Source organism: Propionispora hippei DSM 15287 (genome assembly GCF_900141835.1).
Classification (GTDB): Bacteria; Bacillota; Negativicutes; order Propionisporales; family Propionisporaceae; genus Propionispora; species Propionispora hippei.
Window position 1 is genome coordinate 1 of sequence record NZ_FQZD01000064.1, and the last position, 12,384, is coordinate 12,384.

Below are 12,384 nucleotides of genomic sequence, written 5' to 3' on the forward strand. Positions count from 1 at the left end.
CAAATTCAGTGGTTTCATACGGACCGCGGCAGTGAGTTTAAAAACGAAAAAATGAACGAGCTGCTGGAAACTTTTGAAATTGGCCGCTCTCTCAGCATGAAAGGCTGTCCCTATGACAATGCCGTGGCTGAAGCCACCTATAAAATTATGAAAACCGAGTTTATCCACCAGATGAGCTTCCACAGCCTTTATCATCTGAAGTTGGAGCTATATGATTATGTCAATTGGTTTAATAAGCATCGGCTTCATGGCACTTTGGGATATCTAACGCCTATTCAGTTTCGCCAAAAGGCCCTTAAAAAAGTTGTCTGATTTACTGTTGACAATCCAGGTTTGCGTCATAACAGTGTAGGAACGCTGTCGCTGATTTACGTATGTTAAGTATGACTCTTAGCAGGGGTGGTAGTGCGTAGCAGCGTCTTTTAATATGCCTCTATAGAGTCGTTTTACTTATTTGTCACAGACAGTTCAATGGAGCCGTTCCTGGTAGCCCTTACGGAAAGAGGCGGTCCGTAGGATGTAAGAAGCGGCAGCTTCCGTTAAGAAATCCGCCTGTGCCCTTTGGGTATTTGTTTGAGCGAAGCGAGTTTCGGATTTTAGGAAGGTGCCACTTCTTGCAAGTCTTTTGAAGTGTAGGCTTGGATTTTCCCCCTTTTTTGTATCATGACAAAAAGGGGGGGATTAAGTAATAGGAGATAGTTTATCTCCTAAAAGTGAGGCGGAAGGCGTATCTGAAAAAAGGAACCTTAAAATTCCCAATAAATAAAGGCCGTATAAAATACGGCCTTTGCATTTATGCCAATAAGGAAATTAAGCTTTACCGTTGCAACCAAGAACATGGACCAGTTTGTGTTTAACCAATTCTTTTATGTAAGCTCTGGCAGGAGTTAAGTATTGTCTCGGGTCAAAGTGGTCAGGATGAGCGGTGAAATGTTCTCTGATACCAGCGGTTAAAGCAAGACGCAGGTCGGAGTCAATGTTGATTTTGCAAACAGCCATTTTAGCTGCTTCACGTAACATGTCTTCCGGAATACCGATAGCATCAGCCAAGTTACCGCCGTTTTTATTGATGATTTCAACATATTTCGGAATAACGGAAGAAGCTCCATGCAGAACGATCGGGAAGTTAGGAAGTCTTTCTTCGATTTCTTTCAAAATGTCAAAACGCAGTTGAGGCTTTTGACCAGGTTTGAATTTGAAGGCGCCATGACTTGTACCAATAGCGATAGCCAAGGAGTCAACTCCTGTGCTTTTTACAAATTCTTCAACCTGTTCAGGTTGGGTATAGGAAGCATTTTCAGCGGAAACGTTTACATCATCTTCGATACCGGCAAGTTGTCCTAATTCGCCTTCAACAACAACGCCTTTGCTGTGTGCATAGTCAACTACACGTTTGGTCAATTCGATATTGTCTTTGAAGCTGTGGTGTGAACCATCAATCATAACGGAAGTGAATCCGCCATCAATACAGGACTTGCAAATCTCAAAATCAGCACCATGATCTAGATGAAGGGCTATAGGAAGATCAGTATCTTCAAGAGCTGCTTGTACTAAATGAGTTAAATACGCATGCTTTGCATATTTTCTTGCACCAGCGGAAACTTGCAAAATAAGGGGTGCATTTTCTTCTTTGGCTGCTTCTGTGATTCCTTGAACGATTTCCATGTTGTTTACATTGAAAGCGCCAATTGCATAACCACCTTCATAAGCCTTTTTGAACATTTCTTTAGTTGTAACTAATGGCATTGTGGAGTCCCTCCTAAGTAATTATAAATAGTATGCACTCTTGCTATTATACCATAATTCATGGAAAAAAAATATATATCCGAGGAAAAATGGATTTATGTGCAAAATAAAGCAATGATTATTCAACCGGTTGGTCTAGAAATTGCATAAGGTTATACATGTCTTCTGGAAGAGGTGCTGTCAGATCGAGTAGTTGTTCCGTAACCGGGTGTTTGAATGTCATCCGGTAAGAATGTAAGGCGTGGCGCTGAATAAGGGCTGTAGAGCCTCCGTATAAGTCATCACCCCAAAGTGGATGCCCCATTGAAGAGAGATGAACACGGATCTGATGAGTGCGCCCGGTGAATAACTGCAACTCCAATAAGCAACCTCGTGAAAAGGAGTGTAAAACTTTATAAGCCGTAATAGCAGCTTGTCCCTCCGGATCAATGGTGCGCTGAATAATGCTGTCTTTTGAACGCCCAATTGGGGCGTCAATAATTCCCTGCTGTTGCTTCATGTTACCTGAAGCCAGTGCCCAATAAATTCTTTGAATACTTTTTAAATTTGATGAAGACAGTATGTGTTGAATATGGGGAAACTTGGCGATAAGGATTAACCCGGAAGTGTTGCGGTCAAGGCGATGAACCGGATGAAATGAGCAAGCTATATTTTGCTGCTGGTAGTAGGCGAGGACGCCGTTGGCCAGTGAAAGAGTATGTTCCTGTGTCGTTGGATGAACCAATAGTCCCGGCGGCTTATTGATAACAAGCAGATAGTTATCTTCGTAAATGATTGAGAGTGGCATAGCCACAGGCAGAAGAGTTGATTCTTGCTGCCAGGTTAGTCTCACAACGTCACCGGATTGCACATTGACTGGTAGTGTTACTGGCAGCCCATTGAGAGAGACGGTACCAGTATGTTTTATTTTCCGCCATAGTGATAAGGATATGCCTGCGTGGCGACGTAGAAAATCTTTTAGCAGTAGATTGTGAAAAGTTCCGGGGACAATGATTTCCAGCATGATTTCTCCTTTTTACTCATAGTATATGCAATAGAGCAGAGACAATTAAGAATAAGTCCCTGCTCTATCCGCTGCTGTACCTTATTATATCAGGCTTTGAACCATGGATACAAGATTCGCCATATGTTCGCGTTCCATGATGAGTGAGTTTTTTAGATGTTCCGTCATAGGTTCACCGTGTAATCCTAAAACATGCCATATTCTGCGATGACGTCTGGAGAGAGCCAGCAAAAGAAGCAGTAAAAGAGTATAATTAGGATTGAATTCTCGTGCGGAAAGGTCTTCTTCTTCTTCGGAAAGTTCCATTCCTCGTTCTTGAAATACAAGAGTAATTGTTTCATCATGCTTGGATATCATGTGAATTACATCCAGATAGTAATGCCAATGGTCTAGCATTATCTGGTCTAAATTATCTCGAATAGTGTCCCTTGCCTGCATTGCTGCTTCTAAAGCTGTTTTCATAAGATCAAGCTGTTCGATTGCCTCTTCATGCAGCATACGCATATGGTCTATATCCAACGACATAGGTCTGCGACTGCTGAATTTTCTCAACCTGGATCAATCCTCCTTGCAGTTGGATAAGTGTTTGTAAGATATGTGGTGGAGAGTCTTTGCGTTAGCGATGGCCTTTAAAAGGGGCAATGAACCGCAGCATTCTGATAGGAATATGCATAGAGATTGATTTGCGGTGGAAGCAAGTATTTACGATAATAAAATCACAACCTACATAACATAAGGTACCACAAAAAGATTCGCGTCCACAAAATCTTGCGTCAACCGAGAATAAAACTTCATCGCCGAGTAAGCACATTAAACGATCTTTAAAGTGTGCGTCTGGAAACGATAGAACCTTTCCTGGCATAGAGTCGTACATCCCCGAGTCCATGGGATCGCAACATGGTTCCATTTTTTCTTCATCATGGTACCAATGTGGATATTTACAGTCCATAAAAATCGTGAGCCTCCTTTATTCATATTATCAACCGATAGAATTCTTTGATATCTACCTGCTATATAGTATGAAATGACGAAACATAATGCTACTGGAGGTAAAGTTTTAAAAGCCAAATATCCGGAAAAGCAGAATTGGAGCGTTCTTTTTAATTTCTTATGGCAGGTCTTATGATAGAGTATGCAGGAGAAGTCGATTTTGTCTCGAATTGATAAACCAGTTACGCATTATATTATCTGCAGGAGGGAAACATGGAGTTCTTTAAGAACACCAGCACCATATTGTACGGATTTCTGGTTTGGCTGGTAATAGCACCGCGTTTCAATAGTCCCAAATACGGAGAATCGTTTTTGGCGTATATGACAGCATTATTATTTTGCCTTATCGCCAGTTCCGAGATTATGATGATTAAGCCGGTTGCTTTTTTCTTTACAATAGGCGGCTCAATCGCTTTTTGTTATGTAGTAGCACGTATGGCGATCAAATTTAGTATAAAAAGGTAGGAGGAATAACTACTATGGCCAAGGATTGTTCGTTTGATATTGTTTCGGATGTGGACATGCAGGAAGTGGATAATGCAGTTAATCAGACAGCGAAGGAAATATCACAGCGTTTTGATTTTCGCGGCAGTAAGTCATCCATCGCGCTGGAGGCCGAAGAAATTAAAATAATTGGCGATGACGATTATAAATTACAAAGTGTAATCGACATTTTACAGACCAAAATCGTTAAACGGGGGATATCGCTAAAAGCGCTTGATTATGGCAAAGTGGAGCCGGCATCGCATGGTACGGTACGTCAGGTCATTAAGATTAAAAAAGGGATCGACAAGGAGACCGCCAAACTGGTTGTAGCTGCTATTAAGGAAAGCAAACTTAAAGTTCAGCCGCAGATTATGGATGATCAAGTCCGCGTATCAGGGAAAAATAAAGATGATTTGCAAAACACCATGGCTAAGTTAAAGCAAATGGATTTTAAGGTAGATTTACAGTTTGTCAATTTCAGATCATAAGAAGACTTACCGATAAGTTTTATCTATAGCATGTTTGCTGATGCGGTGGTTAGGCAGGGCGTGTAAAAACATAAATACATGAGTATCTGGTTATGATAAAGAGCAAGGGTCTACACGCTGATATCTCGTGCAGACCCTTGCTCTTTATCTTTGCCTTTTATAGATTACTGTTGATCATTAGTCAGACCAATGACATCAAGTACCTTGAATGCCAGGCTGAAAATAATGGAAACGATTGTGGCCAGTGCCATACCTTTCAAGGTCACTGTGCCGAAAGTAATACTGGCGCCGCTGACACCGATGATTAATACGATAGAGGTAAGAATCAAGTTGCGGGAACGGCTGTAATCTACTTTGGATTCTACCAGCATGCGAATGCCGGATGCTGCAATGACACCGAACAGCAGCAGAGATACGCCACCCATTACGGCTGTGGGAATACTTTGAATTGCAGCGGCTAATTTCCCAACGAAGGATAGAACAATGGCGAGAACCGCTGCACCTCCAATAACCCAAACACTGTATACCTTAGTAATGGCCATAACACCGATGTTTTCGCCATAGGTTGTGTTCGGTGTAGAACCAAAGAAGCCGGATAACAGTGTCGATAGGCCATTGCCCAGCAGTGACCGGTGAAGGCCAGGATCTTTGGTCAGATCACGGCCAACAATATTTCCTGTTACGACTAGGTGGCCAATGTGTTCAGCAATGACTACAAGGGCAGCAGGGATAATAACCGCAATGGCACTGAAATTAAATTCAGGGGCATAAAACTGGGGAATGGCAAACCAGGGAGCTTTTTCAATACCGCTTAAATCGACAAGCCCTGTGAAGGCGGCCAGAATATAACCGCTTAAAACGCCGATCAAAATGGGAATAATAGACATAAAACCTCGAAAGAGGATGGAACCGAATACGGTCACTAACAGAGTGAAGATGGAGACAGTAACGACACTGAGGTCCAGCTTTTCCGCTGTAAGGCCAGCCATACCAGCAGCTACGGGAGCAAGCTCCAGACCAATTACGGCTACAATGGCGCCCATGGCGGCAGGGGGAAACACGACGTCAATCCACTTAGTGCCTGTGGCGCTGATGCTTAATGCCACCACGGAGAAAATAACGCCTGCGATGATGAATCCGCCTAAAGCAGCCGAATAACCATATTGCGGGATAACTGCTAAAACCGGTGAGATGAAGGCAAAACTGGAGCCAAGGTAAGCAGGGATTTTCCCTTTGCAGATCATTAAGTACAACAGGGTACCAATGCCGTTAAACAATAAAATAGTGGCAGGATTAACTTTAAAGAGAATCGGTACAAGTACGGTAGCGCCAAACATGGCAAATAAATGCTGTAAACTTAAAGGAAAGGTTTGTAATAAAGGTAATCTTTCTTCAATTTGGATAACGCGATTTGTCATAAAATAACCTCCCAAATCCTTTGGTACACATAAAAAGCCTCTTACCGGAGTAAGAGGCATGGATATATCACAGTTGTATTGTTTACTGTGGTGTACCTTCTTAGTCTCTCCGGACTAAATTAAAGGAATATACTATATTTTATAAAGAATGTATCATACTTTACTTTGCTTGTCTACTTTTTTCTGTAAAAATAGACTGGGCAATTACCATATTTTTCGTTACAATATAATAAAAAAGAATAGTTATCATTATATTTTTGAGGATTTATGCCGCATTGCGTAAAGGAGAGAAGACAATGGCTAATCATATAAATGGAACAGGATATAATACGGCCTTACGTGAGCTTGGAGGAGAGAAGGAGACGGTTTTTAGTGAGCAGCATCGCTTTCGGTACGTTGATCAGGAAGAACGCTGGCGGCAGGAATACAGACAGCATCAAGCAGTTGAAAACCAATTGGCGGCGGTAAAGAAGTTGACGTATGATCCTGTTGATTATGCTTCTTTGGTGATCCGTACCCCTTGGAAGGATCAGCCGTTTACGGATTTTTCTTATCTGGTTGCGGATGCCCAGGATCAGGTGGAGAAAAGTTATTTTTTCCGGGTGATAAAAAGAATTGCCATCATTGTCGCTTTATTTGTAGTACTGGTTATTGGTGCCAATGCGATTGTTTTGTGGATTACAGGCGTTTTAGGCGCCGCTGTAGCCGCTTCGTTATATTTTATTGTCAATGATAAACGCAGTGCTTTGGAAAAAGCGACGGCGGAGGCTCAATTCGAAGTAGAACGGCTGGAAAACGAAGAAAAGAAGATGAACGAGCAGGCAAAATTGGTACATGAGCAAAGTGAGGATGCCCGGGTATCAGAAATAGAAAAATTGTTGGACGGTGATCTTTCGGCAGTTATCTTAAGGTTGGATAATGTATTGCCGAAGATAGGGTTTCCCTTTCCTATAGATATTGATATCGAATTCTATAATAATATACCTCTGGCGAGAGTCTGGCTGCCTAATCGAGATGTTATTCCGCGCAATATTTGCGAACTATTGCCTTCCGGGCGGTTAAAATATACGGAAAAGGAATTACGGGATATTAATAAACAGTATTTGGAATTGTGTACGGCAATTCTTATCCAGATTATGTTAGTCATTTATGCACATATTCCTTCGTTTGACCGGGGATATATATATGGGGTATCGAAAGAAGAATTGCAAAACAATTGTTTGATAAATATAACTTTAGAACGGGAAAGTTTGACGGCCGCTTGTCAAGCGGCCAATGTGCTGGCTGCTGCCCAGGCGCTGGATACGCAATTTGAGTGCGACACCAATTTAAAATTATCCCCTATTGAAGCCGTTCGTCCGGCTGAGTGGGTCGATGTTGAACGGAAGGATATTCGTGGGATAAACATTAAAATTTTTAAATAATGATAATTACTAATTAATAAATATTCCGAAAAGAAGGATTTTTGGTTATTTGAGCGGAATATAAATTACTTGTGTCACATACATAATTTCAGCGAAGATAAGGGGGATTATAATGAAAATTGCCGAGGTTATTCAAACTGCCGATTGGAAAGCTGAAAAACACGTACCGGTGATTAACGCGCCGGCACAGGTAAAAGCGGGAGAAAAATTCAGCGTAAAGGTCTGTGTTGGCCAGGAAATTGCTCATCCGAATACAACTGAACATCACATTCGTTGGATTAAATTGTACTTTAAGCCCACTAACGGAAAATTTGTATATGAAGTTGCGTCCTTTGAGTTCAACGCCCATGGTGAGTCAACAGAAGGTGCCAATAAAGGACCTGTTTACACAGAAACTGACTCACAGGCTTCTGTAAAATTGACGGCTTCCGGAACGTTTATTGCAACGGCATACTGTAATATCCATGGATTATGGGAAAGTTCACAGGAAATAACAGTCGAATAAGTAAAAAAACAGCGCTTTGATTTTCCAAGCGCTGTTTTTTTACTTATTTTTTATGCAAAAATGTCCATTCTTAAGAGGATTTTGTTTTTCTAGAGAGAATATAAGATTTCATGCTTATTTTAGCAGAGAGTGGGTATGGTAACTGTCAGGAGTATGCTGGCGGTTTGGTAAAGAAAAAGGGGGATAGGAATGGCATTAATTGTAAAGAAATTCGGTGGAAGCTCGGTAGCTACCCCGGAAAAAATATTGGCGGTGGCTCGAAGAGTGCTAACCGAGAAGAGTCTGGAAGACAAGGTGGTTGTGGTGGTATCGGCGATGGGGGATACTACGGATGATTTAATTTCTTTAGCGAATGCGGTTATGGATCCGGTTTATAATAATAGCCGGGAGATGGACATGCTACTGGCAACGGGTGAGCAGATTTCTATTGCTTTATTATCCATGGCTTTTGCGCGGCTGGGTCAGCCAGCCATATCGCTTACCGGAATGCAGGCAGGTGTTCAATCCAATACCGCGTATGGTAAAGGGAGAATTTTGGATATTACGCCTGAACGGGTACTGGCTGAGCTTGATAAGGGTAAAATCGTTGTAGTAGCAGGTTTTCAGGGCGTTACGCCGGATGGAGATATCATCACCCTAGGGCGGGGCGGTTCAGATACTTCGGCCGTGGCGTTGGCGGGAGCACTGCGGGCCGATGCCTGTGAAATATTTACCGATGTTGATGGAATCTATTCTGCCGATCCGAGAGTAGTACCTACGGCCAGAAAAATGAAAGAGATCACCTATAATGAGATGTTGGAAATGGCTCGCCTCGGAGCCGGTGTTATGCAGCCCAGATCGGTTGAGATGGGAAAATTTTACGGTGTTCCTATTCATGTCCGTTCGACATTTACACAAAATGAGGGAACTTTTATTAGGGAGGAATATACAGTGGAAGAAAAAGAATTTATTATTCGCGGCGTAACTCATGATACAAATGTAGCTAAAATTGCTGTATTGGGTGTGCCTGATCGTCCGGGTATTGCATATAAACTTTTTTCTGCCTTGGCAGAGGCCAATATAGACGTTGATATGATTGTACAGAGTGTGCGCAGTACCCAGAAAAATATTATTGATATGGTGTTTACTATTGCGCAGCCTGATATTGTACAAGCCAAGCAAATTGTGGAAAAGATTGGTGAAGAATTGGGAACTATGGGCGTTCAAGTGGAAGAAAATGTGGCCAAAGTTTCTGTAGTTGGCGCCGGTATGCTGGGAAATCCAGGGATTGCCGCTAATATGTTCGGGGCGCTGGCCGATGCGGAAATAAATATTGAAGTTATCAGTACTTCAGAAATCAGCATATCCTGTGTGATAAAGGCCGAACAGGTAAATGAGGCTGTTCAGGCGATCCATGCCCGCTTTTTTAGTGCGTCATAAGAACGGGATGAAACGAAATTAGCTGCTAATATTTTCAACGCATAGGTCTGTTTTCTCTGTGGCATTCTATCATTAGAACCTTAGGTTACAATATAAAATATGAAATGGAGGTTTTGCGTAATGTCAAGGAGTAAAAAACCTGTGAACCCGGCGGCGCAAAAGGCTCTCGATCAGCTTAAGGAAGAAACGGCAGCAGAAATTGGCTTGAAGGACTATAAGAACACCTATAAAGGTGCTCTGACCTCAGCCGACAACGGCAGAGTCGGCGGTCACATGGTCCGCAAAATGATTCAGGCCCAAGAAAACAGTTTTAGCAATAGTAAGTAAGTAACAGGCCATTTGGCCTGTTTTTTTATGTGCTCCAATGGTAATGAGTATAAATATGTATAATATCGTTAATTTGTCTAGGCGTGGCAGGATTTTATATAGATAATTTAGAAACTAATACAGACACGATTTTACATTATTATCTATAGGTAGTGTCTTTGTGTTCCGGAAATAATAATCCTATGCGAAGTAAGAAGGAGGTAGCAGCATGGGATATCGAAAGAAAAACTGGATTGATGATACAAGTTTTGAGTTTCCCAGGACTGGTTTTTGGATTATTCATGTGGCAGGGTCACTACTGCTTTTTCTTATGGGAATGCGCTTTGCTGTCCGCCGGGCGCCACTCCCTGTCATGCTGTTTCGCTTATTAAAAACATTAAGGTAATAAAGGCTTCCTGTCGTGGTGAACAGAAGTTCACCATTTTTCTTAATATAACAACAAACCAATTATTTCTATATTAGACAGATCACGTTTCATAAGTGCAAATTATATATTGCTCTATGCATATACTGAGTATTATTACTCTGGAGGTTATCTATGAAGAGTTCAAATGTAAAAATTCAATTTACTAACGGAGAAGTCGGCGAATATGATAAAGGCAGCTCTTTGTTAGACATTGCCCGTGAACGGGCAGCCCTATACACATCTCCGATTGTTGCTGCCAAGGTGAATAATGAAATAAAGGATTTGCAATCACGGGTTGACTCAGATTGTTCTATTGATTTTCTCGATTTGCAAACGGAAACTGGAATCAAAGTGTATGAGCGCAGTTTGACTTTTGTTATGATTGCCGCAGCTAAGGAGCTTTTTCCCAATGCGACATTAACAGTTGAACATTCCTTAAGCAAGGGATTATACTGTGAGCTGTATTTAGGCAGAAAGACGGAGCGGGCAGATATTGCTAAGTTAGAAGGAAGAATGCGCGAAATAGTGGCGGAAGACAGGCCGATTGTTCGCAAGACGATGCCGAGAGAAGAGGCAATTCGATTGTTGGAAGCAGATGGCCAGGTGGAGCATGTGCGTTTATTAAAGCAGGTGAAACGGGAAAATGTCAGTGTTTATTATTGCGGGCAGGTATTTGACTATTTCTATGGGACAATGACGCCAAGCACCGGTTGTTTGCAGGTGTTTGAATTGACTTTTTATGAACCGGGATTAATTTTGCGTTTTCCGGAAAAAGAACGCCCCGATGCATTGCCAGATTTCATTGATCAGCCTAAATTAGCTCAGATTTTTTTAGAAGCAGAGCGGTGGGGCAATATTCTGGGGTGTGGCTATGTGGCTGCGCTTAACGATTTTATTACAACAAATAAAATAGGGGATATTATCCGGGTTGCCGAAGCGTTGCACGAGAAAAAACTGGCCCAGATTGCCGATTTTATTGCCGGTCATAGTGATCAAGTCCGAGTAATACTAATTGCCGGACCTTCTTCTTCCGGTAAAACTACTTTTGCCCGTCGTCTTGGTATTCAATTACGGGTGAATGATATCCGACCGGTTCCAATATCACTTGATGATTATTTTGTTGATCGCGAGCACACGCCACGTGATGAGAATGGTGACTATGATTTCGAGGCGCTGGAGGCTATTGATTTAGAATTATTTAACCGGCATTTGATCCAGTTGTTACGTGGTGAGGAAGTGGACTTGCCGACATTCAATTTTCTAACAGGAAAAAGAGAGTATCAAGGGAATAAAATCAGGCTTGATAATGATCAACCTCTGATCATAGAGGGAATTCACGGATTAAATGAAAGACTTACCGCAGCTATTCCGCGTGAACAAAAAATAAAGATATATATTAGTGCTCTTACCCAGTTGTCGATTGATACTCACAACCGTATTCCCACAACGGATACCCGGCTGATCCGGAGAATTGTCCGCGATAGTCAGTTTAGATCCCATGATGCCCTGGGAACGCTGCGGATGTGGCTGTCTGTGAGGAGAGGAGAGGAAAAGAATATTTTTCCCTACCAGGAAGATGCGGATATCATGTTTAATTCTGCCTTGTTGTATGAATTAGCCGTATTGAAAAAATATGCCGAACCTCTGCTGGAAAGAGTCACTTTAAATGATGATGTATATCCGGAGGCAAAACGGTTGCTCAAGTTTCTTTCTTATTTCAGTAATCTGGAGACAGATGAAATACCACACAATTCCATCATCCGGGAATTTATCGGAAATTCCTGCTTTTATTAAATAAAACGAAAGCCCCTCGATCCTGTCAGGACTGAACCGCCCCAGGAAGGATAGACACAAAAGAGAAAAGCCAGTCGTAGAATATCTTTGTATTAAGCCGACTGACGCCGTTTTTCGGATGGCGTCAGTCGGTATTTCATTTGGAAACGCTCGAAATTGTAAAAATGGATGTAGTCGTCAATCAGTTCCTGCGCCTGTGTTAAGGTTTGGATCTTCTGGCGGTGAATACACTCTGCTTTGAGAATAGAAAAGAAGTTTTCAGCCATAGCATTATCGTAAGGATTTCCTCGTCTTGACATAGAGGGCATAATGCCATATTCTTTAGTCAGGTTGAAATATGCTTGTGAGGTGTATTGAAACCCCTGGTCGCTGTGGAGG

Annotated in this window: 14 protein-coding genes; 9 read left to right on the top strand and 5 right to left on the bottom strand. The window is 42.0% G+C overall.

All coding sequences use genetic code 11. The features are described 5' to 3' along the window. Positions 1-312: IS3 family transposase (locus tag F3H20_RS19305; protein WP_149736479.1), on the top strand; the 312-nt coding region annotated here is incomplete at its 5' end. 498 nt (positions 313-810) lie between these two features. On the opposite strand, the gene fba is transcribed toward F3H20_RS19305, so the two are convergent. The 3 genes from fba to F3H20_RS19320 form a co-directional block, all read right to left on the bottom strand. Further along, complete coding sequence (gene fba / locus F3H20_RS19310; protein ID WP_149736480.1) at positions 811-1,746, bottom strand: class II fructose-1,6-bisphosphate aldolase; 936 nt, start codon at positions 1,744-1,746, stop codon at positions 811-813. 118 nt (positions 1,747-1,864) lie between these two features. After that, on the bottom strand, positions 1,865-2,749 hold the full coding sequence (locus F3H20_RS19315; RefSeq protein ID WP_149736481.1) for an RluA family pseudouridine synthase: 885 nt from the start codon (positions 2,747-2,749) through the stop codon (positions 1,865-1,867). Positions 2,750-2,833: 84 nt separating this feature from the next. Further along, complete coding sequence (locus tag F3H20_RS19320; protein WP_149736482.1) at positions 2,834-3,301, bottom strand: hypothetical protein; 468 nt, start codon at positions 3,299-3,301, stop codon at positions 2,834-2,836. Positions 3,302-3,952: 651 nt separating this feature from the next. Between F3H20_RS19320 and F3H20_RS19330 the strand changes: the two genes are divergently transcribed. Then, positions 3,953-4,204 (top strand): hypothetical protein, encoded by a 252-nt coding sequence (locus F3H20_RS19330; RefSeq protein ID WP_149736484.1) that lies wholly within the window; start codon positions 3,953-3,955, stop codon positions 4,202-4,204. 14 nt (positions 4,205-4,218) lie between these two features. Further along, positions 4,219-4,713, top strand: coding sequence for a YajQ family cyclic di-GMP-binding protein (locus tag F3H20_RS19335; protein WP_149736485.1), 495 nt, complete (start codon positions 4,219-4,221; stop codon positions 4,711-4,713). Positions 4,714-4,877: 164 nt separating this feature from the next. On the opposite strand, the gene uraA is transcribed toward F3H20_RS19335, so the two are convergent. Beyond that, positions 4,878-6,131, bottom strand: a complete 1,254-nt coding sequence (gene uraA / locus F3H20_RS19340; protein WP_149736486.1) for a uracil permease — start codon at positions 6,129-6,131, stop codon at positions 4,878-4,880. Between the two features lie 296 nt (positions 6,132-6,427). Here uraA and F3H20_RS19345 point away from each other — a divergent pair, with 296 nt between their 5' ends. The 6 genes from F3H20_RS19345 to F3H20_RS19365 all read left to right on the top strand — a co-directional run bounded on the left by F3H20_RS19345 (position 6,428) and on the right by F3H20_RS19365 (position 12,006). Then, complete coding sequence (locus F3H20_RS19345; RefSeq protein ID WP_149736487.1) at positions 6,428-7,555, top strand: hypothetical protein; 1,128 nt, start codon at positions 6,428-6,430, stop codon at positions 7,553-7,555. Between the two features lie 112 nt (positions 7,556-7,667). Next, positions 7,668-8,060, top strand: a complete 393-nt coding sequence (locus F3H20_RS19350) for a class II SORL domain-containing protein (protein WP_149736488.1) — start codon at positions 7,668-7,670, stop codon at positions 8,058-8,060. 189 nt (positions 8,061-8,249) lie between these two features. Next, entirely contained in the window at positions 8,250-9,479 is a 1,230-nt protein-coding gene (locus F3H20_RS19355; protein ID WP_149736489.1) for an aspartate kinase, read from the top strand. 120 nt (positions 9,480-9,599) lie between these two features. Beyond that, complete coding sequence (locus F3H20_RS19360; protein ID WP_149736490.1) at positions 9,600-9,806, top strand: alpha/beta-type small acid-soluble spore protein; 207 nt, start codon at positions 9,600-9,602, stop codon at positions 9,804-9,806. 208 nt (positions 9,807-10,014) lie between these two features. Beyond that, a complete protein-coding gene (locus tag F3H20_RS20060) occupies positions 10,015-10,191 on the top strand; it encodes a hypothetical protein (RefSeq protein WP_188128427.1) in 177 nt (58 codons plus the stop codon). 153 nt (positions 10,192-10,344) lie between these two features. Next, complete coding sequence (locus tag F3H20_RS19365; protein WP_149736491.1) at positions 10,345-12,006, top strand: nucleoside kinase; 1,662 nt, start codon at positions 10,345-10,347, stop codon at positions 12,004-12,006. A 92-nt stretch (positions 12,007-12,098) separates the two neighbouring features. Here the strand turns inward: F3H20_RS19365 and F3H20_RS19370 are convergent. Next, on the bottom strand, positions 12,099-12,384 hold a 286-nt coding region (locus tag F3H20_RS19370), incomplete at its 5' end, for an IS3 family transposase (protein WP_149736492.1).